The sequence below is a fragment of the Bradyrhizobium icense genome (genome assembly GCF_001693385.1).
Taxonomy (GTDB): Bacteria; Pseudomonadota; Alphaproteobacteria; order Rhizobiales; family Xanthobacteraceae; genus Bradyrhizobium; species Bradyrhizobium icense.
In genome coordinates, this window is the sequence record NZ_CP016428.1 from 4770297 (window position 1) to 4793626 (window position 23330).

Consider the following 23330-nt stretch of genomic DNA (forward strand, 5'->3'; position numbering starts at 1 on the left):
TAGACCATCTCGGTCCAGTCCAAGGGGCGCTCCGGCGTCTTTCGTCCTATCCGACCTGCCCTCGGAAACGAAGCGCATCCACAATCAATGAGAACGCGGGGGAAACTTGGCGCCGGCTGGGATAGTACAGGTGATACCCGGAGAATGGTGGGCACCAATCCGAAAGAACGCGGACAAGTTGTCCCCTCGAAACGTACGGCTGCACGTGGCCTTCGGTGAGGTAGGCTAGTCCGAAGCCCTTGAGAGCTCCTTCCAGGAGGAGGCCCGCGCTGTTGAACACAAGCTGGCCTTCAACACGAACGTTGACCTCTCGCCCGTTCTTTTCGAATTCCCAGGCGTAAAGGCTGCCGCCGTGGGTCGGCAGGCGAAGGTTGAGGCAGTTGTGATCTGTCAGGTCCTGTGGTGTCCGGGGCCGCTTGCGATCAGCGAAATAAGACGGCGAGCCGATGACGGCCATTCGCAAGTCGGGACTGACCCGAACAGCGATCATATCCTTTGCAACAAGTTCGCCTGGCCGGATACCTGCATCTACCTGCTGCGCCACGATGTTGGTGAGCCCGTAGTCGATAATCACCTCGACGTGAATCTCAGGGTACTTCGGCAGGATCTTGCGCAAGGCAGGCAGCAAGATTTCGGTGGCAGCATACTCTGTCGCGGTGAGGCGGATGGTCCCGGCCGGCCTTTCGCGGAGTTCGCTCAGTGCAGCAAGCACAGCGTCCATCTCGTTGAACTTGGGACCGATACTCAGGAACAGCCGTTCTCCGGCCTGCGTTGGTGTCACGCTGCGCGTCGTCCGGTTCAACAGCCTGAGGCCTATTCGGTCCTCCAGGCTGCGAATGATCTGGCTGAGCGCCGACTGAGTCATTCCGAGCTTCGCGGCAGCCCTGGTGAAACTGCGCTCCCGCGCCACTGCAAGGAAGGCGAGGAGGTCGCTCGCATCTTCGCGTTTCATTGATAAGCCCACCTAATGATTGCATGTAGCTTCTATCACCTAATCATCGGACGGCGGAAGGCTTAGGCTTGGATCAGCAATCGAGGCCCGGCACGCCTCGGCAAGCAGACAGGATCAATCTGGACTTCACTGAAATCCTCGATCCGCCTACGCGCCAGGAGCTGTGAACGCGTTCGTATCGCCCGGGGTCTCTGGGGCGCGCCCACCAACGAGGAGACTCTCCATGAGAGTGCCTGCCGCCGCCGCCTTCTCATTCTGCCTGTTAGCTCAAGCGATGGCGCAGGCACCGACAACCCCGGAAGGAGCAAAGCCGATGCTCACATCCCCTGACATTCGGGCGGTCGCGCCGGCCCTCGAAAGGTACGCGCAAGGTGTCGTGCTTGGCGATCTCTGGAAGCGGCCCGGTCTTTCTCCCCGAGATCGTAGTATCGTCACCCTCGCCGCTCTCATTGCCCGCGACCAGACGGTCGAGCTGCCGTACTATCTCAATCTTGCGATCGACAACGGCGTAAAGCCGGCGGAGATATCGGAGATTATCACGCACCTAGCGTTCTATACCGGCTGGGCGAACGCAATGAATGCGATTCCGGCCGCCAGCGAGGTCTTCAGGAGCCGCAACATCGGGGCGGACCAAATCCTGCAGGCATCGGGAAACCTTCCTCTGGACGAGGCGGCGGAGTCGCGGCGTGCGTCGCGCGTCGAACAGCAATTCGGCCAGATCACTCCAAGCCTCGTCCAATACACGACCGACGTGCTGTTCCGCGATCTCTGGCTGAGGCCGGGCCTGGCTCCGCGGGACCGCAGTCTGGTCACGGTCAGCGCTCTCGTCGCAACCGGACAAGTTGCTCAAATCTCGTACCACCTGAATCGCGCGATGGATAACGGATTGAAGCGGGAAGAAGCCGGGGAGCTGCTCGGCCATCTCGCCTTCTATACCGGCTGGCCGAACGCGTTCTCCGCCGCGCCGGTCGTCAAGGACGTGATCGAGAAGAGGTCCAAATAGCAGATGATCCGGACCCACTCGCGGCGGGTAGCAATCGCGATCACGGCAGCCGGCGCCGTTTCGCTGACAACGCTCGGCAAACTTGCCGCCCAAACATTGCCGGCCGAGGCAAGGAGCAGAGACATGGACATCGACATCAAGCGAAACGGCTCGCGTCCTTCTGCCAAAGGCTCGCCAGACTGGTTCACCGGATTTGTCCGCGTGGATCCGTTGTTTCAGGCGCCTGATCCGGCGCGGGTCGGAGCCGGTCAAGTCACTTTTGAGCCCGGCGCTCGCACCAACTGGCACACGCATCCGCTCGGTCAAACACTGATCATCACCGCGGGACTAGGTTGGGTGCAGCGCGAGGGTGGCCCCGTCGAAGAAGTCCGCCCGGGCGACGTCGTGTGGTTTCCGCCGGGGCTGAAGCACTGGCATGGCGGGACTGCAACCACTGCAATGACTCACATCGCGATCCAGGAGTCGCTTGGCGGCAAGAACGTCGACTGGCTGGAGAAGGTCAGCGACGAGCAGTACCGCAAGTGATGGAGCGCCGAGCTGTCATAGGGGCCGTTCTGGGACTCGCTGTCTTGCCGCGGTCTGTTGTTGGTCAGGCTTTGAAGAACGTAGCCGCGCAGAATGGAGTAACGAACTTGCGGATACGATGCGGTCTCGGTCAACAAAGCTTCACGGCAACTCTTTTCAATAATCCATCAGTCCGCGACTTCGCCTCGATCTTGCCGGTCGACCTCACCATCGAGGACTACGCGGACAACGAAAAGATAGCCTATCTGCCACGAAAACTGACAGAGGACGGAAGCGGGCCGTTCTCCGACGAGGCGCCGGGCGACGTCTGCTACTACGGACCCTGGGGCAATTTGGCCTTCTTTTACGGCAGCTATCACTTCTCGAGAGGATTGATCCGGCTTGGCCGTCTGGATGACGGAATTCAGCCTCTGCTCACGAAGGGCAAATTCCCCCTGCGCATCGAGTTACTCTCCTGACATCGAGGTCCCGCATGAAGCCGCATGTTATCTGCCACATGGTCGCCAGCGTGGATGGCCGTACGCTGCCCAGCCGATGGCGCCCGCAAGACGCTCTTGCCGGTGGGCTGTTCGAGCGCCTTCACGAGGAACTCGCCGGCGATGCCTGGCTCGTCGGACGGGTCACGGGGCAGGAGTTCGCCAAAGGCAGACCGTATCCGGAGTCCACAAAAGAATCCTTCCCACGGGAATCCTGGTTCGTTCATCGCGATGCGAAGGCCTACGGGATAGTGCTCGATGCCCAGGGCACGATCGCTTGGGGTCGGCCGGATATCGGAGACGATCCGATCGTCGCGGTGTTGACCACGACGGTTTCGGATGCGCATCTCGCAGGCCTGCGAGCCGAGGGTGTGTCCTACATCTTTGGCGGTGAGACCGAACTGGACCTGCGGGTCGTGCTGGAAATCCTCAACCGGGAACTCGGCATCAAGCGTCTGCTGCTCGAAGGCGGCGGCGGTACGAACGGCTCGTTCCTGCGTGCCGGGCTCGTAGATGAACTGAGTTTGATCCTGTGCCCGACCGTGGATGGCGCGAAAGGAGCGCCAAGCGTTTTCGACTCGATGGACGCTGAGTCAGGACAACGTGCTCCGATTTCCTCGATGGCGCTGGAGAGCAGTCAGGGGCTGGATGGAGGCGCTGTATGGCTCCGATACCGGATGCAGAATAGCTAAGCACGCAATGCAGTACATCTGCGAGTCCCGTGCGCGACGCAACACTCAAGGTTCGACAGCAAAATCATTCCGCGCCCGGCGCCCGCGGTCGAAGGAGAGTGACATGGAAATCAGGCAGCTTCTCGCGCTGGGTACCACGATGCTGGCCATGGCATCTGCGCCAGCTTTCGCTCAGGACAGCAGAGAACCCTACGTGCGAGTGGCCGAAATCGAGATCGATCCGGGTCAACTTGAGTCTTACAAGGCCGCGGTGAATGAGCAGATCGAAGCAGCCGTCCGGCTCGAACCTGGAGTACTGGCTCTGTATGCCGTGGCCGACAAAGAGAATCCGGCTCGCATCCTGGTCTTTGAGATGTACGCTGACGTGGAGGCATACAGAGCGCACCTCGAAACCGATCACTTCAAGAAATACAAGTTCACCACCCAGGACATGGTGAAGTCACTCAAGCTTCGCGACGCAGTGCCAATCCGGCTCGGCGCCAAGCCCAGATGAAGGAGATCAATGTGAGCCATACCTTCATCGGCCCGTTTCATCATCCGGATTACGGTGCCAGTGCACTCAATCGAAGCACAACGCGGCAGAGTCCTGTTTCTCCGTCGCCCCAATCACTGATTAGCCCCCCATGGCAAGAAACTTATTTCGCCCCTCCTGAAAATTTTTCGCTTAACGCGGCACCCAAATCAAACCTACAACTCCAGCTATCCCGTCCCGAGAAGAGGGGCGTTGGCCAGCGTCACTGACGTTGGGAGGGGGTTGCGGTGGACGCGGCAGCGTCAGGCGCGCGCGTGATTGCAGGGCGGGCTTCGCCTCGTGAGCGATTGAACGGCGCGCAGACGACCGGCGCTTAAACGCTCTTGCAAGATCTTTGGCCGGCAGCACATGGGCTCGGTCGAAGCACGTCCTGCAAGGGAAGCCGTGGACGGCAATACCGCGCGGTCCTGGCACCCGTTGCTGGTGTCAAGCCGATGGAGATTGTCGGGCCCAACCGGGCGTTCGATCAATCGCCAATCCGCCGGCGACGAAGGCCAAAGGAATTCGGCTCCGGGGAGAACGCGGCATAAGCCGTTAAAACCATTGCGCAGGGAAAGCCGGGGTGTTCCGGCGCACCTGCGGTCCGCCGTGTGCGTTCTTGCGCACGACTGCGGGTGTCATGGGCACCCGGCTTTCCCCGACTTTCCCTGCGCCCTCTTTTTCCTGAGGGCTTCGTCGATGCATAACTTCGGGCGCACCCGCGCCGCGAGATCGCAATGCGTATCCAGTGGTGGCCGCATCCAGCGAAAACAACCATGCGTATGCCAGCACCGGCATAAGGCTGCCCCACCCGCCCCTGTTTTGCGACGCCGTACCGCTTTTCGCGGAACGCGCGGACTGATAATCTGCTGCCATTTCATTATGGGATTTTATTGGAGATGCGCGGGGCTTTTGAGGGGAGCTGCAAATATTCGGCGCTGGTGCTCTTGATCGCGCTGCTCTGCGTCACGCCTGCCGCCGCGGAAAAGCGCGTCGCGCTGGTGATCGGCAACTCCGCCTATCAAAACGTCACCCGGCTCGACAACCCGCGCAATGATGCGGTGCTGATGGCGGAGACGCTTTCGAGTCTCGGCTTCACGCTGATCGGCGGCCTCGCCCAGCTAGATCTCGACAAGCCGGCGATGGATTTGGCCGTGCAGAATTTCGGCCGCCAGGTTCAGGGCGCCGACGTCGCGCTGTTCTATTACGCCGGCCATGGCGTGCAGGTCTCCGGCTCGAACTATCTCGTCCCCGTGAGTGCCAACCCGACGCGCGAGGCCGATGTCGATTTCCAGATGGTCGACGTCAACCTCGTGCTGCGCCAGATGCAGGGCTCGGGCACGCGCCTCAACATGGTGATCCTCGATGCCTGCCGAAACAATCCATTCGGCGCGCGCGGCTTGCGCGCCTCCGACGGCGGTCTGGCGCAGATGCGCGCGCCCGAAGGCACGCTGATCTCCTATGCGACGCAGCCCGGCAATGTCGCGCTCGACGGCACCGACGGCCACAGCCCCTATACCAAGGCGCTGGCTGCGACGATCAAGCAGGCCGGACTCGACATCTTCCAGACCTTCAACCAGGTCGGCCTCGCCGTGAAACGCCAGACCGGCGGATCGCAACAGCCCTGGGTGTCGTCCTCGCCGATCGACGGCAGCTTCTATTTCGTGCCCCCTGCCCCGGCACCGCAACAAGTCGCGGTCGCGCCGCAGCCCGAACCGCTGGTCTCGACGCTGCGCCGGGATCCCGACCGCATTCCGATCAAGGATCCCGTCCTGCTGCGCGAATTGAGCGACCGCCTGTTCGAGCTCAATTACGATCCGGAGCCGCTCGACAGCAAGAACGGCATGCGGCTGGCGATCAGCAGGTTTCAGGAGAAGGCCAGGATGACGCCGACCGGCGAGGCCACCGAAGGCGTGCTGACGCGGCTGCGCAAGATGGAAGACCTGAAACCGTGGGGCTCGATCGTCTACGGCCCGGACAGCGACAAATGGGGAATGTCGTGGAATCATTCCTCTCGGCGCGCGGCGATCGACGACGCGCTCAAGAATTGCGGCGGCAACAAATGTCCGATGGAGTTGAGCTTCTATGGCTCGCGATGCGGCGCATTCGCGATCTCGGACAAGTCATGGTCGCTGGTCCAGCGTAACACCGTTCAGCACGCGCGGCAGGCGGCGCTTGACGAGTGCGGCAAGGCTGGCAAATCCTGCCGCGTTATTGGCGCGGTCTGTGCCGATGGATCGGGCCGTTGAAATTTATTGTTCGCGATGCTGGAATTGCCTGTTTATGAAAAATGCCATCCAACGCTCGCTTCCCATCGCTGTCCTTACCCTGCTGGTATGTGGCGGTCTGGCCTATGCGCAATCCGGTAGCGCCGGCGGCAGCATCGGCAACGATGAAAAGTCGCTATCCGGCTCGCGCGAACCATCGCGGCCCACCGAATCCTCGCGGCGCAACCCATCCGATGCAGACGAACCGCGCCGTGCCGGACGCAAGAGCGGCGGAGGCGGCGGCAACACTTTCGATGGCGCCTGGATCGTCCAGTCCCGCGGCGTCACCTGTCAGGGCACCAGCAGCAACGCCGTCGTCGTCACCAGCGGCAAGATCATCGGCCAGAGCGCCCGAGGCACCGTCAGCACGGACGGACGGGTGTACGGCACCTCGAGCGGCAACGGCATTACGGTCATCACGACGGGCCGCCTGTCCGGCCGCAGCGGCGGCGGGACGTTCCGGCAATCGGATGGCTGCACCGGGACATGGACGGCGTCGAAGCAATAGCGCGGCTGCTCACCACAGCCGGGAAATATTGGAACATTTCATTATGAAATACTCGGCTCAACATTCGATCGGAATTGGCCTCTGCTCGCTCCTGATCTCGGCCGTCATAAGCGGCGCAGCCGTGGCGCAATCCGGCAGCGCCGGCGGCAGCATCGGCAACGACGAGAAGTCGCTGTCCGGCTCACGCGAGCCGCCGCGCGCGGTTGAATCATCAAAGCCGGCGCGTCGCGCCAAACCCGAATCCGATGAGCCACGCCGCGCGTCACGAAAAAGCGGCGGCGGAGGTAGCGGCGGCAATTTCGATGGCTCCTGGGTTGCCGTTGCCGTAGGCACGCCTTGCGGCAGCAGCACCGAAAGATTTGTCATTTCCGGGGGCAGGATTTCGGGCGAGTTGAGCTCGGGGTCGGTCAGCCCAAATGGCGCGACGAGGAGCGGCGGATCCGTCTCTGGCTTGAGCTGGACCAGTTCGGGCCGTTTCTCGGGCCGGAGCGGCTCCGGCTCGTTCGTGCGATCGGACGGCTGTTCCGGACGCTGGACCGCTTCTAAACAGTAGCCCTTCCGACCCGCCGAAAGCCTCTAATTTTCCATCGAAATCTCAACGGCTTATCCCGCCACATGTGAGGCAGCGCGCGAGCCGCAATTATACCCCATCCGCTCCGAAATTGCGGCTCATTGCGACCCAAGTCTCTGACCAGATTGGGGACATCAAGCGTCGCGTAGCGTTGCCGGGGATGCAGATGTCGTACCGTTCCGTGAAATTCGTCCCGGCTCTCCTTGCTGTGGCAGGAGCAACTCTGGCCACGGCGACGGATCTCCGGGCGCAGTCGGCTGAACCAGTAGCGGAGGCCGGCACGCAAGTGGCCCAGGCCGCAGCAGACAACTGCCTGTCGGCGCCGAAGGGCGCGACCCCCGCGGGCAGCCATTGGTACTATCGCATCGACCGCACGACGAAACGTAAATGCTGGTATCTCCGCGAGGAGAACGAGAAGGCTGACGACAAGTTCACGCGCGCCGCGCCGCCGGAATCTGCGCCGGCGTCGTCTTCGGCAGAAGCGCCGACGCCGCCAGCGGAGACGCGCAAGTCGTTCGACGACGCGCGTGCCGAATGGGTTGCCCAGCAAGCCCGCGCCGAGCCAAATCCGTCTGCCAAAGCCGAGCCGCAAACGGCTGGCGCCGTGCCTGCGCCCGCCGATCAGAACGGCCAACGCGCAGCGATGCCGAATGTGCTGGCACCAGCGCCGCTGTCGAGCATGCGATGGAACGACGCTCCCGCCGCGAGCTCCTCGACCAGCCCACCCAATCAACAAGTCGCCGCCGCCACGCCCGCAAACCAGCCGCCGCAGGCTGACGAAGTGCAACAGCCCGCGGCAGAACAGGTTGCGCCTGTCGCAGCAGAACCGGCGCCGGCAAAGCCAACCGCCTCGCTGAAGATGCTGCTCCTGGTAATGGCGGCCGCGCTCGCGCTGGCCGGCCTCACGGTCAGCGCGATCGTCAGGATCGGTCGCATGCGGGCGCGCCGCGCCATGCGCCGCAAGCGAGGCGCGATGTGGGACTCCGCCCGCACCAAGCGTCCATCGCCACCGGTATTCCACGACGAAGACGCCCGGCTGCGGCGCGCCGGCGCCGGCCCTGTGCAGCATACCCGCGTGCCCAAGGAGCGGCCGCGCGCGCCTCAGGAGCGCGCCCGCGTACCGCAGGAACGAGTGCGCGTACCCCAAGAGCGAGTACGCGTACCCCAGGAGCGGGTGCGGGTGCCGCAAGAACGAGCGCGCGTCCCGCAGGAGCGAGAGCGCGATCAGCAGGTTACGGAAATGCTGGCCCGGCTCGCCCGCAGCGCGCAGACGTAACCGAAGCCGAGGCGGCAGCTATTTCTCCAACTGACGCTGCAGCTTGCGAACGAACTCCGTGAGACCGGTGCGGCGCTCGCGCTTGAGCCGCTCGGCCTTGAGGATCGACTGCACTTCGGCGAACGCGTCATCGACGTCGTGGTTGACGACGATATAGTCGTATTCCGCCCAATGGCTGAGTTCGTGGGTGGCGCGGCTCATCCGCCCGCGAATGACCTCGTCGGAATCCTGCGCACGCGTGTGCAGCCGTTTCTCGAGATCGGCTGCCGACGGCGGCAGGATGAACACGCTGACCACGTCGGCACGGGCCTTTTCCCGCAATTGCTGCGTACCCTGCCAGTCGATGTCGAACAGCACGTCCTGGCCGGCCGACAACGCAGCCTCGACCGGCGCGCGCGGCGTGCCGTAGCGGTTGTCGAACACGGTCGCCCATTCCAGCAATTCGCCCTGCGCGACCATCGCTTCGAACCTGGGCTTGTCGACGAAGAAATAATCGCGGCCATCGACTTCACCCGGCCGCATCGGCCGCGTGGTGGCGGACACCGACATCTTCAAACCCGGCATCCGCTCGATCAGAAGGCGCGACAGCGTGGTCTTGCCCGCGCCCGAGGGCGAGGAGAGCACGAACATCAGCCCGCGCCGTTCAACCCCGTCGAAACCAGCAGCCGTCATCGGTCACTCCAGATTCTGCACCTGCTCGCGGAACTGCTCGACCACGTTTTTCATCTCGAGCCCGGTCTGGGTCAATTCCAGATCGTTCGATTTGGAGCAGCAGGTGTTGACCTCGCGGTTGAATTCCTGGGCGAGGAAGTCAAGCCGCCGCCCGACCGGCCCGCCCTTGCCGATCATCTCGCGGGCCTGCGCGACATGCGAGGCGATGCGGTCGAGCTCTTCGCGAATGTCGGCCTTGCTCGCAATCAGGATCGCTTCCTGATTGAGCCTGTCGGGATCGAAGCGCTCGGAAGTTTCCAGGAGCGCTGCCACCTGCTCGGCCAGGCGCGCCCTGATCGCCTCCGGCTTGCGGCCGGGCGCGGCTTCGGCCTTTTTCGCCAGCCGTTCGATCTCATCCATGCGCTGGATCAGGATTTGCCCAAGCGTCACGCCTTCGCGACGGCGCATCTCGACCAGATGGCCGAGCGCCTGCTCGAAGGCGGCGGCCGCCGCGTCCCTTGCCGCCTTGTCTTCCGCCTCGTCGCTTTCGGGTTCGACCACTTCGATGACGCCCTTGATGCCGAGCAGCCCGTCGATGCTGGGCGCCACCGCATCGATCTTGCCGGCGAGCACGCCCGCGACCTTCACGATCGAGGCGAGCACGTCTTCATTGATGCGCACGATCGAGACCGCGTTGGCGCGCTTGACGTTGAGATTGGCGTACACCGTGCCCCGCGACAGCACCTCGCCGGCGCGCTTTTTGGCAAAAGCCTCGAGTTCGTCCCAGCCCTGCGGCAGGCGCAAGCGCAGGTCAAAACCCTTGGCGTTGACGGACTTCAGTTCCCATTCGAACGTGTAGGGGCCGCTGGCGCCGTGGCTCCGGGCAAAACCGGTCATGCTCGATAGCGCCATCGCGTAACACTCTCCGAAAGACAGGGATTTCGAGACTCGAAATGAACGGCGGGACCATAAGCCGATTTCCGCCAAAGTGGAATTACGTTCCGGCTGCGGCCTGGAAAGCCTTCTCGACCGGCCGGCGTCAGCGTTCAACCACCGGCGGCGCCGTGGTCGCCGCGCCCTGGCGGGCCGGCGCGGTTGCAGGTGCCGCAGGACGGGCGGGCGGCTTCTTCGCCGGTGCTGCCGGCCGTGGCGTCGTCGCAGTCGGATTGGTATCGGGCGGCGCTCCAGCCGCAGCCGGCGGTGGTGCATCCTCGGACGGCTCGACGGTGTCGTTCTGGATCTGCTTTTCCAGCGCCCGCAGCTTGGCGACGTTTTTCTGGTGCTGGTCGTAGGTTTCAGTAAAGGCGTGCCCACCCGTTCCATCAGCCACGAAGAACAGGTCGCGCGTGCGTGCCGGGTTGGCGGCGGCTTCGAGCGAGGCGCGACCGGGATTGGCGATCGGCCCGGGCGGCAGGCCGTCGATGACATAGGTGTTGTAGGGCGACGGCTGGGTGATTTCGCTGCGCTTGATCGGCCGGCCCAGCGTTCCCTTGCCGCCGACCAGGCCATAGATAATGGTCGGATCCGACTGCAGCTTGATCCTCTGCCGCAGGCGATTGGTGAAAACCGCGGCCACGCGGCTGCGCTCGTCGGCCCGGCCGGTTTCCTTCTCGATGATCGAGGCCAGCGTGATGAGCTGATCCAGCGACCTGACCGGGACGTCCGGATTGCGGCGCTCCCAGATTTCCGTAAGCACCCGCTTCTGGGTCTGCTGCATGCGCTGGATCACCTGCTCGCGCGTGGTGCCGCGCGGGAATTTGTAGGTTTCCGGCAGCAGCGTGCCTTCGCGCGGTATTTCCCGCACCGAGCCGGCGAAGATGTCGTTGTCGAGGAGTCGCGTCACGATTTGTTCGGAGGTCAAACCTTCCGGAATGGTAACGGCGTGCTGCACCACCTTGCCTTCGACGATGGTGGCGATGACGTCGCGCAGGCTGGCCTTCCTCTGGAAGGAATATTCGCCCGGCTTGAGGTCGGAGCTCGCCTTCAGCGCAAATACGCCGCCGATGAATATCCAGGGATTGACGTTGATCACGCCTTCGCGCAACAGCGCGTCGGCGATGTCGCGCTTTCCGGCACGCGAGGGAATATTGACGATCTTGTCTTCCTTGAGCGGACCCGGCGTTTCCAGGATCTGTCTGCCGTAATAATACACCGCTCCTGCCCCGATCATGAGAATGATCAGGATGGTGAAGATGGCATTGCCGACCACCACGAATGGATTGCGGGCGCGCTCCGACCGCTTCGGCGGCGGCGGCACCTGCTCGGGCTCCAACGCAGCACGCGGGCTCCGTGGTGAAATGGGCGGCCTCTCACTCATCGATGCAACCTGAATCCTGTCGGTTCAATCGCGACTCGGCAATCCCTTGCCTAGCCGATAGCATACGCCCGCATGTAGAAGTCATCGCCGAATACGGCAAAACGGTGGAGTCGTTCCAAACACTTGCTAGTCGGCCACGCGCCGAACGATTACGGAGGCGTTGGTCCCGCCGAAACCGAAGGAATTCGACAGCGCGACGTCAATCTCGCGCTTGCGCGCCGTCTGCGGCACCAGATCGATTGCCGTTTGCACCGACGGATTTTCCAGATTGATGGTGGGCGGAGCGATGTTGTCGCGAATCGCAAGGATGCTGAAAATGGCCTCGATCGCACCGGCAGCACCGAGCAGGTGCCCGGTCGATGATTTCGTCGACGACATCGACACCTTGGAAGCGGCGTTGCCGAGCAGCCGCTCCACCGCGCCGAGTTCGATCTCGTCACCGATCTGAGTCGAAGTTCCGTGGGCGTTGATGTAGTCGATGTCGGATACCGCGATGCCGGCGCGCTTGATCGCCGCGCTCATGCTGCGGAAGCCGCCATCGCCATCCGGTGACGGTGAGGTGATGTGATAGGCGTCGCCCGACAGGCCATAGCCGATCACTTCGCAATAGATTCGCGCACCGCGCTTTTTCGCGTGCTCATATTCCTCGAGCACCACGACACCGGCGCCCTCGCCCATCACGAATCCGTCGCGGTCCTTGTCATAGGGCCGCGAGGCCTTTTGCGGTGTCTCGTTGAAGCCGGTCGAGAGTGCTCGCGCCGCGCAAAAGCCGGCCATCGCCAGCCGGCAGATCGGCGATTCCGTGCCGCCCGCGACCATCACGTCGGCGTCGCCGAGCGCAATGAGGCGGGCACCATCGCCGATCGCATGCGCGCCGGTCGAGCAGGCCGTGACCACGGAATGGTTGGGACCCTTGAGACCGTGCTCGATCGAGACATAACCGGAAGCGAGATTGATCAGCCGCCCCGGAATGAAGAACGGCGATACCCTGCGCGGCCCGCGCTCCTTCAACAGCAGCGACGTCTCGGCGATGCCGGACAGGCCGCCGATGCCGGAGCCGATCAGGGTGCCGGTAGCGCATTTGTCTTCTTCGGTTGCAGGATGCCAGTCGGCGTCGTCGAGCGCCTGACGTGCCGCAGCCATTGCAAAGATGATGAAGTCGTCGACCTTGCGCTGTTCCTTCGGCTCCATCCACTGGTCGGGATTGAAGGTGCCGTCAGCGCCGTCGCCGCGCGGAATGACGCAGGCAATCTGGCTCGCAAGATCGGCGACTTCGAAAGTGTCGATCTTCTTGGCGCCGCTCTGGCCGTTGAGGATACGCGCCCACGTTGTGTCAACGCCGCAGCCGAGCGGCGTAACCATGCCCAGCCCCGTGACGACAACCCGCCTCATGTCAAAAACTCCAGCCCGAAATCGGCGGCCCAAAACAAGAAACCGGGGGACCGTTCGCTAACGGCCCGTCCGGTTCTGTCTCTACCCGCCCGGGACGTCAGCTTTTCGCGTTCTTCTCGAGAAACTTCGTCGCATCGCCGACGGTCAAAATCGTCTCGGCAGCGTCATCGGGAATCTCGCAGCCGAACTCTTCTTCAAATGCCATCACAAGCTCGACGGTGTCGAGGCTGTCGGCGCCGAGGTCGTCGATGAAACTTGCGTTGTCGACAACCTTATCGGGTTCAACACCGAGGTGTTCGACCACAATCTTCTTAACCCGCTCGCCAATCTCACTCATCTTTAACCTCGTGCTTGTTCCATTGGACCCGACCCCAAGACGCTACAGAGACGCTACGAGCTATCGTGGTCGTTAAACTTCCTTCGCTATCGCGCATAGTCTTGATTCGGCCCGGTGGTAGCCGACAAAGCCCCGGCGAACGGCAGGCGTCGTCACGCCAATATACAGGGTTTCAAAATCCTGCAATGGCCTTGTTTGCCCATTCCGTCGGGGGTTCGGTTATCATACTTCCCAAGCCTTGACTACAAGCCTCACCCGCCCCGGCAAACGACCTTTGGCCGCATCGATCGGGGCAATAACTCGCTCAAATCATGGCCATTCCGCCGTTGACGTGAATCGTCTGACCGGTGACGTACGCTGCCTCGTTGGAGGCGAGATAGACGGCTGCTGCCGCGATGTCCTCCGGTGTCCCCAGCCGCGCCGCAGGAACCTTCGCCAGGATGGTCTCGCGCTGTTTGTCGTTGAGCGCGTCGGTCATCGGCGTCTTGATGAATCCCGGCGCGATGCAATTGGCGGTCACGTTGCGCTTGGCGTACTCCGCACCCAGCGTCTTGATCAGGCCGATGATTCCGGCCTTCGACGCGGTGTAGTTGGCCTGGCCGGGGTTGCCGGTCACGCCGACGATCGAGGTGATCGCAATGATCCGGCCGAAGCGTTTACGCATCATCAGTTTGGTCGCGGCGCGGGCGAGACGGAACGTCGCGGTCAGATTGACCTGGATCACGTCGTCCCAATCCTCGTCGCGCAACTGCACAAACAGATTGTCGCGCGTGATGCCCGCATTGGCGATCAGGATATCGACCTGCCCCATCGCAGCTTCCGCCGCCGGCACCAGCGCTTCGACTTCCGCGCTGTCGGAAAGGTTGCACGGCAGCACATGGACGCGCTCGCCAAGCTTGCCGGCAAACGAATCCAGCACCTCGCGGCGGGTGCCGGAGATTGCGACCGTCGCGCCCTGCCCATGCAATGCCTGCGCGATCGCACCGCCGATGCCGCCGGTCGCGCCGGTCACCAGCGCCGTCCTGCCAGTCAAATCGAACATCAATGTCTCCTTCCGGGAGCTTTTAGGCCGAAGCCGCCAATGCGTCCTTCGCGGCGGCAATATCGTTGGGTCCCCCGATCGACACGCCGACGGCGCCGTCGGCGATCCGCTTGACCAGCCCGCTCAGCACCTTGCCGGCACCGATTTCGAAGAACCGCGTGACGCCATGCGCTGCCATGTAGGCCACCGACTCGCGCCAGCGCACGGTGCCGGTGACCTGCTCGATCAGGCGGCGGCGAATCTCGTCGGGATCGGTGATCGGTGCGGCCAGCACGTTCGCCACCAGGGGCGCGGCCGGCGTCTTGATCGTTACAGCCGCGAGCGCCTCGGCCATGGCATCAGCGGCGGGCTGCATCAGCTTGCAATGGAATGGCGCGGACACCGGCAGCAGCATTGCACGCTTGGCGCCCCTGGCCTTGGCGATTTCCACGGCGCGGTCGACTGCCGCCTTGTCGCCGGACACCACCACCTGCCCGCCGCCATTGTCGTTGGCGGCCTGGCAGACCTGCCCCTGGGCAGCTTCGTCGGCGACGGCCATCGCCGCATCATAGTCGAGCCCGAGCAGTGCGGCCATCGCACCGGCGCCGACCGGCACCGCTTTTTGCATTGCAAGGCCGCGGGTGCGCAGCAGGCGCGCGGTATCGCTAATGCTGAGGCTGCCGGCAGCGGCCAGCGCGGAATATTCGCCGAGCGAATGGCCGGCGACAAAGGCCGCATCCCGCCCGACGGAAAAGCCCGCCTCGGTCTCCAGCACGCGCAATGTGGCGATCGAGACCGCCATCAGGGCCGGCTGGGCATTTTCCGTGAGCTGGAGGGTTTCGCCTGGGCCATCCCAAATGACGGCCGTCAGCTTTTCGCCGAGGGCCGAATCAACCTCATCGAATACCGTCCGCGCAGCCGGAAAGGCTTCCGCCAAGGCCTTGCCCATGCCGACCGCCTGGGAACCCTGCCCCGGAAAAGTGAATGCTGCCGTCATCGGCGCTCCCTGAACGTCCCGAAATCCCTTTGGATGGGGCGTAAGTCACCGACCACGGCGGCTATGTCAAGCCGCCGGGGGATGCTGGCCCCCGGGCGGTCGCGGCCAGCAGGTGCCGGGATTGTCCACCTTCTATGGGATGAAGCAGGAGCCGGCCGGCGGCAGGAAGCGTCTGCAATGCTGATAATGGCTCCCATCTACGATGCGCTTGCCCACGGGACTTCCAAACAGTCCGGTCATCCGCACGCTGGATCGCGCTAAGGCCGAGAGGCCGGTCTCCTGGACGGTCCTTGAATGAAGCCTTGCATTTCCTCCTGCGTCACCTGGCCGTCCTTGTTGCTATCCATCGCTTTGAAAATTCTCTCATGAGCCGCCTGAAACTCCTGCAATGAGATTTGTCCGTCGCCATCGTCCATCAGAGCGAACATCATGCGAAACATCATCGGAGATCCCATGTGGCCGCCCATCATGCCGCCACCCATCATGCCGCGGCCCATCATCCCGCGACCCATCATGCCTCCACACATCATACCGCCTTGTCCCACACCGCCTTGCCCCGTCGTCCCGCCCCCTTCCTGATCCATGCTCTGGGAATGCGTGTGCTGATCCGATTGGGACTGCGCCATCGCACTCGCGGGACCAAATGCCAGCACGAGAGCAGACATCGTAAAACTCAAAACGCGAACTGCTTTCTTCATGGGAGCTTCCTCGTTTGGTGCCAAAGCCGATTGTCTCGGCGACAGTGAACGCAGGTCTTTCGAGCTTCGTTCCGTCATAATCCCTGGAGAATGGGTCGACGTCCGTCTCGCCGAGAGGCGATGGAGCGTGCCCCTCACCCCATGACAGCTTTCGAGCGGCTGTTCCGCGAACGCGGTCTGCCGCGGAGCATCCGCTCCGACGATGAAGTGCCGGAGTGCTTCTTGTCGTGCTACGACAAGAACGAAACAACGTAGGCAGCACAACATGGCAGAACAAGGCATTACGCAGACGCTCGGACCAGTCGTCGTGCTCCTCGGCTCGGCAGTCATCGCGGTACCGCTATTTCGCAGGATCGGGCTCGGATCGGTCCTGGGTTATTTCGCGGGCGGCCTCCTGGTCGGCCCGTCCGTGCTCGGGATCTTTACCGAACCCTCAACCATCCTACACGTCTCCGAACTCGGCGTCGTGATGTTCCTGTTCCTGATCGGCGTCGAAATGCGTCCGCAAAAGCTGTGGGCATCGCGGACCCAGATCTTCGGGCTCGGCCTTGCTCAGGTCTTGCTATGCATCGCGCTGTTGACCGGAGCCGGGATGCTCCTTGGATTGCGCGCGCCCGAGGCGTTCATCGCGGGGTCCGGCTTCGTCCTGTCGTCGACCGCCGTGATCATGTCGATCCTCAGGGAACGCGGCGCGCTTGCCAGCGGCCAAGGCCAGCAGGCGGTCTCAATCCTGCTTCTCGAGGATCTGATGATCGTCCCGCTCCTCGCAATCGTCGCTTTCATGGGCGCCTCGGGAGTCCCGGGCGAAGCAGGCGGCGTCGATTTGACTCGGGTTCTCGTAGCGCTCGGAGCTATCGCGCTGGTGATTGCTGCTGGGCACTGGCTGCTCGATCCGTTCTTCGTACTTCTCGCCCGCGCCCGCAACACCGAGGTGCTGACTGCCGGCGCGCTGCTCGTCGTGCTGGGCTCGGCCCTGCTAATGGAGCAGAGCGGCCTATCGATGGCCATGGGCGCGTTCGTTGCAGGCGTGATGCTGTCGCGGTCGAGCTATCGCCACCAGATCCAGACCGATATCGAGCCTTTCAAGGGCTTGCTCATGGGTCTGTTCTTCCTTGCGGTCGGCATGTCGCTCGAGCTTTCGGTCGTGGCCAGGGACTGGCAGATAATCCTCGCTCTGCTGGCCGCCTACGTCGTCGCGAAGTCGGCCGGCATCTATGTTATCGCGCGCGCCTTCGGCGCGACCAACGTCCAGGCGCTGCGCCGGGTCTCGCTGTTCGCCCAAGGGGGTGAGTTCGCTTTCGTGCTCTATTCGGCGGCTGCCGGCGGCGGCGTGATCGGGGCCGCGGAAAACGCTGTGTTTTCGAGCGTCGTCATTCTGTCAATGGCGCTCACGCCCTTGATCCTGATTGCCGCCGATCGCCGGCTGAAGGACGAGCCCGTCTCCATGGACGGCGTCGACGCGGCCGAGGGGCTGAAAGGACGGGTGCTGATGATCGGCTTCGGCCGCTTCGGCCAGATCGCCTCGCAGATGCTGCTCGCACAAGGCATCGAGGTTTCGCTAATCGACAACGACCCGGATCGCATCCGGGAAGCCGAACGGTTCGGTTTCAAGGTCTATTTCGGCGACGGCGCACGGCTCGACATCCTGCGCCAGTCCGGCGCCGAGAACACCGACATGGTCATGGTCTGCGTCGATGACCGGACCGTCACCGATCGCATCGTCGAACTGATGACCGCACACTTTCCGTCGTCCCGCCTGCTTGTACGTTCCTACGATCGCGGGCATTCCATCAAGCTGCGAAAAATAGGCGTTGACTACGAGATCCGCGAGACCTTCGAGTCGGCGCTCGTGTTCGGCGGTGCGGGGCTGAGAGCGCTCGGCATGACGGCGCTCGACGTGGGAGAAGTCACAAACGACATCCGGCGGCGCGACGGTGAACGGCTCGACTTGCAGGCACAAGAGGGAATCCTGGCAGGCGCCGACAAACTGCATGTCGGGCCGAGACCCGAGCCGCTTATCCGGCCTCGCAACAAAGCGGCCGTGAGAAAATAGGAATGACGAAAGACCTTTGGATTTCCGGCAGCCTGCGATCAGGTCGTTCAATGTGGGGCTGCTGCGCGCCGCGGCGACTCGGAAGTGACCGGCCGCGCGTACTCTCGCCCGCTTCCCTTCAAGAAGCTGACCAGCCGCATCTCCGCAGATCGGCGGCTTGGGGCCGACCCTAAGCAGACATACCGTCCGGAGGAGCGCCAGCTGTTACGAACGTCCTGATTTGCCATAGTGATCCAGATGACGGCACAGCCACCCACGTTCATTCCAAGGCGTCGATGGAAGGCGCGGCTCGTGTATGAACGACGGGTGTTTGTTCGGCCAAGCTGCTACACTCAATCTTGCCGAACGCTCCTTCATCAGCACAAATGGGCCAATTACGGGAATTAGCCCAATCAATTGGTACCACCCTGAGCGATTTCGGTCATGACAACGCTTTGCGCCGACGGCCAAGGCCGGCCAACTCGTAAGCAGAAAGAGCACTACAAAAGTGCGGTTGAAAGAAAGTGGTGGCACTGCGACTGCCACGACGAGAAAAATGACGAGGAGTGGCAGAACGAAATACAGCCAGTAGGTACGCCGACCAATTCGTCCCTCGAATGAGAACAAGAAACTCAACAATCGCATCGCTGTCCACCGATCAAGCGCTTAACATAGCTCAATTACGCTCGTGCTCAATGGCGGCTTACGGCCCTTGGCGGCGCGGCCATCGCTCTCCGCCGATGGCCGCTTTCAGAGCCAAAATGTCGATCAGCTATCCTGCATCAGGGCTGTTATGAATACGCAGCCTAGAACCCGCCTGCCTTCTGATCGCCTCCGACGGCTTGCCCGGCCCGCGCCCGGCGCTGGCTGCTCGCGAGCTGTCCCGGTCGGTCCTCGCGGTTGGGCTTGGCAGTCGCAAGGCGCAGCACGGCCAGGTAGTTCGGCTGGGTCTCCATCCGCGCGGCCATGGGGCTCTGCGAGAGAAGCTCGTGCACCCTGGGCAGGTTGTAGCAGGGGATGTAGAACAACAGATGATGCTCGAGATGATAGTTCACATGGTACGGCGCGATGAACAGCCGCTCGAGGAAATTGGCGTGGGTGGTGCGCGTGTTGCGCAAGGGATCGCTGGAGTCGGGCACCACGGCGTGCTCGGCGATGTTGCGGATGCGGGTAATCACCATCTGCCAGGTCAGCAGCGGCACCAGCCACAATAGCGGATAAGCCCACCATAGGCCGGCTGCGGCGAGCCCGGCGAACATGATCGCGTTGACCAAGCATTGCGGCCCGAGCTTTTCCCAGAAATGCGCGGCGCGCTTCCGCAGCGGCCATTCTGCAGGCCCGAGCGCATTGAGCAGTTGAGCCTTGCGTTGCTGATAGCCGGTCTGCCCAGTGAGGTCGCGCCAGAACTTGCGGCGATAGCTCAGCCTGGTGATCGGGAACGGCGCGGACAGGATCAGATCGGGATCGTCCTCCTGCTGGGTACGCGCATGATGCTGCAGGTGATAGCGGCGGTAAGCGCGCGTCTCGGCAAACACCGGATAGGCGCAAAACCACTGGCTCAGGAACAGATTGGTCTTCTCGTTCGGCGACAGGCAGCCATGGGCGCCGTCGTGCATCAGGATCGCAAGGCCAAGCTGGCGCGAGCCGATGATGAGGACCGCAAGCAGATAGGTCAGCGGGTTCGGCCACCACACCACCAGCGCGATGGCCGCGATGATCAGCGCCCAGGCATGCGCGATCATGGCAACGCCCTTCCATGTCACGCGCTGGCGGACGGTGATCAGTTCCTCCTCGCTGAGGAAATCGCGGGCACGCATGCGAAGTGCGGTCATCTCTCGCTCTCCCCTTCCGATGCTTCTTCGGTCACGCCACTGCCGACGAGGCGCAGCCGGCTGCCGGCGGCCTTGGTAGCGGCCTGATCGCCGAGCACACGCAGCATCTCGGCGGCCATTTCCTCAGGTGAGCGGCCCATCGCAAATCCCTCGACCATCACGCCGATCGCGAGTGCCCAGAAGCGCCGCGAGGATGCATCGGGATCGCGTAAGGAGCGCCAGCCGTGCCGCTCGATCTGCTCGGCATAGGCGCGCATGCCCTCGGCATGCAGCCGCTCGATGGTGCGCTCCACCAGCGGCGCGAGATCGGGCCTGCGCCGCGTCAGGGTGAGCGCCTCGGCGAAGAAGGCAACAGAATCGGTTGCGGTGACGGTCTCGACCAGCGCGCGGGTGTAGTCGCGCGGCGTCTGCGCCCGCAGCGCAGCCTGCTCGGTGGCGCGCGCGACGTAGAGCATGTCGCGGCAGGCGGCCTCGACGAACAGCGCCTCCTTGGTGCGGAAGTAATAGGTGATCTGGCTCGGGAAAGCGTCGGCGGCCGCTGCGATATCCGAGATCGAGGTCCCGGCGAGGCCCCGCTCCTTGAACAGCCGGCTCGCGCCATCCAGCAGCAGCGAACGCATCCGGCGCCCGGCCGTGCGCGTGGCGCGCGCGGCGTGCTTGGGGTCGCTGGAATTGGGATCGCCAGAAATAGGTTCGGCCGCCGTCTCGGTCCGCTTCGGGCCCATAGTTCTCTCCGCCGTTATTTGTATGTCATACAAACAAATAGTGCAAGATGGTCATTTGCATCCCCCGCGGAGCCCTCGGGGCTACTGTGCATGGGGTTGTTTTCCAAAAAATGAGAATGGAACCGTATGGCGGGGCTGCCCGACCCATCCCCGTCCTTCTGCTTGCCATCCCGGCCAAAATCCTTATAAACCGCGCCATCCGTGGATCCCGGCCGGGAGCTGAACGGACGGTCTCAGCAATCTCACCTTTGCAGGCGTTATTGATGTGGCAGGGCCAGTCGGCCCGTCGTCCCGTGCTTCCGCCTTCTGAGCTTATCCCCGAGTCCTTTCCGAAGGCCTCGAAGGGCTTGCCGCCGGGAACCGCGCCAACACTAGGAAAGGACACCCATGCCTCTTTACGAGCATGTTTTTCTCGCGCGTCAGGATGCGAGCACCCAGCAGGTCGAAGAGCTGACCACCCAGATGACGGGCATCGTCGAAGGGCTCGGCGGCAAGGTTACCAAGACCGAGAACTGGGGCGTACGCTCCCTCACCTACCGCATGAACAAGAATCGCAAGGCACACTTCGTGCTGATGAACATCGATGCGCCCTCCGCTGCGGTCACCGAGATCGAGCGGCAGGAGCGGATCTCTGAAGACGTCATCCGCTACCTCACCGTCCGCGTCGAAGAGCACGAGGAAGGTCCCTCGGCGATGATGCGCAAGGCCGATCGCGACCGCGAGCGCGACGATCGCGGCGGCGGTTTCCGCGGCGACCGCGAAGGCGGCTTCCGTGGCGATCGTGAAGGCGGTGGTTTCCGCGGCGACCGTGGGCCGCGCCGGCCGCGCGAAGACGCTGTTGAAGCGACGGAAGAGGAGTAAGAATCATGGCTGAAGCTGGTGCACGCCGTCCGTTTTTCCGCCGCCGCAAGACCTGTCCGTTCACGGGTCCGAATGCGCCGAAGATCGACTACAAGGACTCCAAGCTGTTGATGCGTTACGTCTCCGAGCGCGGCAAGATCGTGCCGAGCCGCATCACCGCCGTCTCCGCCAAGAAGCAGCGTGAACTCGCCCGCGCCATCAAGCGCTCGCGTTTCCTCGGCCTGCTGCCCTACGTCATTCGCTAAGACATCTTCGACCGGCGGCGTCCGCGCCGCCGGTCGTTATTATTCATAAGTCGTTATTATTCATAAGTCGTATGGTCGCCGATCGTTGGGGCCGAAACGACCTGTGACGCTCGCTAGAGCCGCAAGTCTTTTCTCCCATTTCAATGCGTCCGATGCCGTCTGCCCGCATCGTGCACGGCTTTCCGGTGCGTCTTTGGTGCGTAACTGGTGCGCCCTCCCCTGATAATCTCGCTCGCCCTAACGACCTAACCGCCCGCGGCCCCCTGCACATGATGGGAGCACACGTCGTTGACAATCGCGGCGGGGAACACGTACGCTGCCCGGCAGCATGACGGATGCTAAATTCCCGCATGCTACGGGTGTCGAAGTCATCGCCGACCACGTGCGGACACGAGCCCCAATAAGCGGCGCCAACGAGCGCAAACGCAAGAGGGAGTGCAAACGATGTCCGTCCACATCCGTGGTCTACGGCGTGTCGTCCGCGTGGCCGTTATTTCGGCGCTGACCGTTGCGGCAGCAGGCGCCGCCCATGCCCAACAGAAAACCGATGTCATCTTCAGCGCCGGTCCAACCGGCGGTAGCTGGACGCCGATGGCCGCAGCCGCGTCGCAGGTCGTGAACAAGCGATATCCCGAGCTCAATGTGCAGGTCGAACCGGGCGCAGCCCTCGTCAACATGGAGAAGATCCGCAACGACAAGGCCGATATCGGCTGGTCGATGACGACCGTGATGTCCGATGCGCAGAAGGGCGAGGGCCAGTTCGCCGGCAAGCAGACCGACAAGGGTCTCTTCGTGGCCAACTTCTACCCCAACGTCTGGCAACTTGTGGTGCCTGCGAACAGCGAGATCAAGAGTGTCAAGGATCTGAAGGGGCAGCCGGTGGCGCTGCCGTCGCGCGGCAACACCAGCCTGGCTGCGGGCTGGGAGTATCTGCTCAAGGTCAACGGCATGACGCTGAACGACCTGGGCGCGAAGAGCTACGGGCCGGTGTCCTCCAACGCTGAGGCTGTGAAGAACAGGCAGGCGATGGCGGTCGGATGGTTCACGGTGGTGCCGGCGTCCTTCATCATGGACATGGGTTCGGCGATGCCGGTGCGGGTGCTGGGGGTCACCAAGGAGGAGATCGCCGCGCTGCAGAAGCTCAATCCGGGCTTTGTGCCCTACACGCTCAAGGCCGGAATCTACAAGGACCAGGGCGTGACCGAGGCCGTTCAGACCTTCCAATCGCCCACCGTGCTGATTGCGTCCTCCAAGACGTCTGCCGACGTGATCTACAAGATCACCAAGGCCATTGTCGAAGAGCGGGAGGAGTTCGGCAACGTCACCAGCGTCATGAAGGGCGTGACGGCGGCGGAGATGGCGGAGAATTTCGGCATGCCGATGCATCCCGGTGCCGAGAAATACTTCCGCGAAGCAGGACTGCTGAAGAAGTAAGGAGCGC

24 protein-coding genes are annotated in these 23330 nt (G+C 63.0%); 12 read left to right on the forward strand and 12 right to left on the reverse strand.

Features of this window, described 5'->3' with window-relative positions:
• Positions 1–46 precede the first annotated feature (46 nt).
• A complete protein-coding gene (locus LMTR13_RS22605; protein WP_065729742.1) occupies positions 47–952 on the reverse strand; it encodes a LysR family transcriptional regulator in 906 nt (301 codons plus the stop codon).
• A gap of 223 nt (positions 953–1175) precedes the next feature.
• Between LMTR13_RS22605 and LMTR13_RS22610 the strand changes: the two genes are divergently transcribed.
• From LMTR13_RS22610 to LMTR13_RS22655, 8 genes are all read left to right on the forward strand, one after another.
• Entirely contained in the window at positions 1176–1955 is a 780-nt protein-coding gene (locus LMTR13_RS22610) for a carboxymuconolactone decarboxylase family protein (RefSeq protein WP_065729743.1), read from the forward strand.
• Positions 1956–2084: 129 nt separating this feature from the next.
• Positions 2085–2480: a (R)-mandelonitrile lyase gene (locus tag LMTR13_RS22615; RefSeq protein WP_065732906.1), complete on the forward strand. Its 396-nt coding sequence runs from the start codon at positions 2085–2087 to the stop codon at positions 2478–2480.
• Positions 2480–2938: a cyclophilin-like fold protein gene (locus tag LMTR13_RS22620; RefSeq protein ID WP_065729744.1), complete on the forward strand. Its 459-nt coding sequence runs from the start codon at positions 2480–2482 to the stop codon at positions 2936–2938. Before LMTR13_RS22615 ends, LMTR13_RS22620 begins: the two co-directional genes overlap by 1 nt.
• Positions 2939–2952: 14 nt before the next feature.
• On the forward strand, positions 2953–3648 hold the full coding sequence (locus tag LMTR13_RS22625) for a dihydrofolate reductase family protein (protein ID WP_065729745.1): 696 nt from the start codon (positions 2953–2955) through the stop codon (positions 3646–3648).
• Between the two features lie 103 nt (positions 3649–3751).
• Entirely contained in the window at positions 3752–4141 is a 390-nt protein-coding gene (locus LMTR13_RS22630; RefSeq protein WP_065729746.1) for a putative quinol monooxygenase, read from the forward strand.
• Positions 4142–5058: 917 nt separating this feature from the next.
• The gene (locus LMTR13_RS22635; RefSeq protein ID WP_065729747.1) at positions 5059–6408 is read left to right on the forward strand and encodes a caspase family protein; all 1350 of its coding nucleotides are present in this window, start codon (positions 5059–5061) and stop codon (positions 6406–6408) included.
• Positions 6409–6442: 34 nt separating this feature from the next.
• A complete protein-coding gene (locus LMTR13_RS22640; protein ID WP_065729748.1) occupies positions 6443–6934 on the forward strand; it encodes a hypothetical protein in 492 nt (163 codons plus the stop codon).
• 737 nt (positions 6935–7671) lie between these two features.
• Positions 7672–8781 carry a hypothetical protein gene (locus LMTR13_RS22655; RefSeq protein WP_156795725.1) on the forward strand — a complete coding sequence of 370 codons (1110 nt, stop codon included), beginning with the start codon at positions 7672–7674 and terminating at the stop codon, positions 8779–8781.
• An 18-nt stretch (positions 8782–8799) separates the two neighbouring features.
• Here the strand turns inward: LMTR13_RS22655 and gmk are convergent, their stop codons facing one another.
• From gmk to LMTR13_RS22695, 8 genes are all read right to left on the reverse strand, one after another.
• Positions 8800–9453, reverse strand: a complete 654-nt coding sequence (gmk, locus tag LMTR13_RS22660) for a guanylate kinase (RefSeq protein WP_065729752.1) — start codon at positions 9451–9453, stop codon at positions 8800–8802.
• 3 nt (positions 9454–9456) lie between these two features.
• A complete protein-coding gene (locus LMTR13_RS22665; protein WP_065729753.1) occupies positions 9457–10344 on the reverse strand; it encodes a YicC/YloC family endoribonuclease in 888 nt (295 codons plus the stop codon).
• A gap of 127 nt (positions 10345–10471) precedes the next feature.
• Positions 10472–11749, reverse strand: a complete 1278-nt coding sequence (mltG, locus tag LMTR13_RS22670; protein WP_065729754.1) for an endolytic transglycosylase MltG — start codon at positions 11747–11749, stop codon at positions 10472–10474.
• Between the two features lie 126 nt (positions 11750–11875).
• Entirely contained in the window at positions 11876–13141 is a 1266-nt protein-coding gene (fabF, locus tag LMTR13_RS22675; RefSeq protein ID WP_065729755.1) for a beta-ketoacyl-ACP synthase II, read from the reverse strand.
• 97 nt (positions 13142–13238) lie between these two features.
• A complete protein-coding gene (locus tag LMTR13_RS22680) occupies positions 13239–13478 on the reverse strand; it encodes an acyl carrier protein (protein ID WP_008969609.1) in 240 nt (79 codons plus the stop codon).
• 304 nt (positions 13479–13782) lie between these two features.
• The gene (gene fabG / locus LMTR13_RS22685; protein WP_065732907.1) at positions 13783–14520 is read right to left on the reverse strand and encodes a 3-oxoacyl-[acyl-carrier-protein] reductase; all 738 of its coding nucleotides are present in this window, start codon (positions 14518–14520) and stop codon (positions 13783–13785) included.
• A gap of 22 nt (positions 14521–14542) precedes the next feature.
• Positions 14543–15496 carry an ACP S-malonyltransferase gene (gene fabD, locus LMTR13_RS22690; RefSeq protein ID WP_065729756.1) on the reverse strand — a complete coding sequence of 318 codons (954 nt, stop codon included), beginning with the start codon at positions 15494–15496 and terminating at the stop codon, positions 14543–14545.
• 257 nt (positions 15497–15753) lie between these two features.
• Positions 15754–16194 (reverse strand): EF-hand domain-containing protein, encoded by a 441-nt coding sequence (locus LMTR13_RS22695; RefSeq protein WP_065729757.1) that lies wholly within the window; start codon positions 16192–16194, stop codon positions 15754–15756.
• Between the two features lie 265 nt (positions 16195–16459).
• On the opposite strand from LMTR13_RS22695, the gene LMTR13_RS22700 reads away from it, so the two are divergent.
• Complete coding sequence (locus LMTR13_RS22700) at positions 16460–18247, forward strand: monovalent cation:proton antiporter-2 (CPA2) family protein (protein ID WP_065729758.1); 1788 nt, start codon at positions 16460–16462, stop codon at positions 18245–18247.
• A gap of 204 nt (positions 18248–18451) precedes the next feature.
• Here LMTR13_RS22700 and LMTR13_RS43720 read toward each other — a convergent pair whose 3' ends face one another.
• From LMTR13_RS43720 to LMTR13_RS22710, 3 genes are all read right to left on the reverse strand, one after another.
• Positions 18452–18871: a DUF805 domain-containing protein gene (locus tag LMTR13_RS43720; protein WP_083219145.1), complete on the reverse strand. Its 420-nt coding sequence runs from the start codon at positions 18869–18871 to the stop codon at positions 18452–18454.
• A gap of 161 nt (positions 18872–19032) precedes the next feature.
• Positions 19033–20058 carry a fatty acid desaturase family protein gene (locus LMTR13_RS22705; RefSeq protein WP_065729759.1) on the reverse strand — a complete coding sequence of 342 codons (1026 nt, stop codon included), beginning with the start codon at positions 20056–20058 and terminating at the stop codon, positions 19033–19035.
• Positions 20055–20783, reverse strand: a complete 729-nt coding sequence (locus tag LMTR13_RS22710) for a TetR/AcrR family transcriptional regulator C-terminal domain-containing protein (RefSeq protein ID WP_065729760.1) — start codon at positions 20781–20783, stop codon at positions 20055–20057. Before LMTR13_RS22710 ends, LMTR13_RS22705 begins: the two co-directional genes overlap by 4 nt.
• A 387-nt stretch (positions 20784–21170) precedes the next feature.
• Between LMTR13_RS22710 and rpsF the strand changes: the two genes are divergently transcribed.
• From rpsF to LMTR13_RS22725, 3 genes are all read left to right on the forward strand, one after another.
• Positions 21171–21644: a 30S ribosomal protein S6 gene (gene rpsF, locus LMTR13_RS22715; RefSeq protein WP_065729761.1), complete on the forward strand. Its 474-nt coding sequence runs from the start codon at positions 21171–21173 to the stop codon at positions 21642–21644.
• A 5-nt stretch (positions 21645–21649) separates the two neighbouring features.
• Positions 21650–21889 (forward strand): 30S ribosomal protein S18, encoded by a 240-nt coding sequence (gene rpsR / locus LMTR13_RS22720; RefSeq protein ID WP_002711478.1) that lies wholly within the window; start codon positions 21650–21652, stop codon positions 21887–21889.
• Between the two features lie 444 nt (positions 21890–22333).
• On the forward strand, positions 22334–23323 hold the full coding sequence (locus LMTR13_RS22725) for a TAXI family TRAP transporter solute-binding subunit (protein WP_083219146.1): 990 nt from the start codon (positions 22334–22336) through the stop codon (positions 23321–23323).
• Positions 23324–23330 lie beyond the last annotated feature (7 nt).

Bases quoted from the DNA above. Each gene is read 5' to 3' on its own strand.
- rpsF (WP_065729761.1), top strand. From the start codon at position 21,171: ATGCCTCTTTACGAGCATGTTTTTCTCGCGCGTCAGGATGCGAGCACC.
- gmk (WP_065729752.1), bottom strand. From the start codon at position 9,453: ATGACGGCTGCTGGTTTCGACGGGGTTGAACGGCGCGGGCTGATGTTC.
- LMTR13_RS22620 (WP_065729744.1), top strand. From the start codon at position 2,480: ATGGAGCGCCGAGCTGTCATAGGGGCCGTTCTGGGACTCGCTGTCTTG.
- LMTR13_RS22630 (WP_065729746.1), top strand. From the start codon at position 3,752: ATGGAAATCAGGCAGCTTCTCGCGCTGGGTACCACGATGCTGGCCATG.
- LMTR13_RS22680 (WP_008969609.1), bottom strand. From the start codon at position 13,478: ATGAGTGAGATTGGCGAGCGGGTTAAGAAGATTGTGGTCGAACACCTC.
- fabG (WP_065732907.1), bottom strand. From the start codon at position 14,520: ATGTTCGATTTGACTGGCAGGACGGCGCTGGTGACCGGCGCGACCGGC.
- LMTR13_RS22700 (WP_065729758.1), top strand. From the start codon at position 16,460: ATGGCAGAACAAGGCATTACGCAGACGCTCGGACCAGTCGTCGTGCTC.
- LMTR13_RS22635 (WP_065729747.1), top strand. From the start codon at position 5,059: ATGCGCGGGGCTTTTGAGGGGAGCTGCAAATATTCGGCGCTGGTGCTC.
- LMTR13_RS22705 (WP_065729759.1), bottom strand. From the start codon at position 20,058: ATGACCGCACTTCGCATGCGTGCCCGCGATTTCCTCAGCGAGGAGGAA.
- LMTR13_RS22610 (WP_065729743.1), top strand. From the start codon at position 1,176: ATGAGAGTGCCTGCCGCCGCCGCCTTCTCATTCTGCCTGTTAGCTCAA.
- LMTR13_RS22725 (WP_083219146.1), top strand. From the start codon at position 22,334: ATGTCCGTCCACATCCGTGGTCTACGGCGTGTCGTCCGCGTGGCCGTT.
- fabD (WP_065729756.1), bottom strand. From the start codon at position 15,496: ATGACGGCAGCATTCACTTTTCCGGGGCAGGGTTCCCAGGCGGTCGGC.
- LMTR13_RS43720 (WP_083219145.1), bottom strand. From the start codon at position 18,871: ATGCGATTGTTGAGTTTCTTGTTCTCATTCGAGGGACGAATTGGTCGG.
- LMTR13_RS22710 (WP_065729760.1), bottom strand. From the start codon at position 20,783: ATGGGCCCGAAGCGGACCGAGACGGCGGCCGAACCTATTTCTGGCGAT.
- fabF (WP_065729755.1), bottom strand. From the start codon at position 13,141: ATGAGGCGGGTTGTCGTCACGGGGCTGGGCATGGTTACGCCGCTCGGC.
- LMTR13_RS22695 (WP_065729757.1), bottom strand. From the start codon at position 16,194: ATGAAGAAAGCAGTTCGCGTTTTGAGTTTTACGATGTCTGCTCTCGTG.
- rpsR (WP_002711478.1), top strand. From the start codon at position 21,650: ATGGCTGAAGCTGGTGCACGCCGTCCGTTTTTCCGCCGCCGCAAGACC.
- mltG (WP_065729754.1), bottom strand. From the start codon at position 11,749: ATGAGTGAGAGGCCGCCCATTTCACCACGGAGCCCGCGTGCTGCGTTG.
- LMTR13_RS22625 (WP_065729745.1), top strand. From the start codon at position 2,953: ATGAAGCCGCATGTTATCTGCCACATGGTCGCCAGCGTGGATGGCCGT.
- LMTR13_RS22665 (WP_065729753.1), bottom strand. From the start codon at position 10,344: ATGGCGCTATCGAGCATGACCGGTTTTGCCCGGAGCCACGGCGCCAGC.
- LMTR13_RS22655 (WP_156795725.1), top strand. From the start codon at position 7,672: ATGTCGTACCGTTCCGTGAAATTCGTCCCGGCTCTCCTTGCTGTGGCA.
- LMTR13_RS22605 (WP_065729742.1), bottom strand. From the start codon at position 952: ATGAAACGCGAAGATGCGAGCGACCTCCTCGCCTTCCTTGCAGTGGCG.
- LMTR13_RS22640 (WP_065729748.1), top strand. From the start codon at position 6,443: ATGAAAAATGCCATCCAACGCTCGCTTCCCATCGCTGTCCTTACCCTG.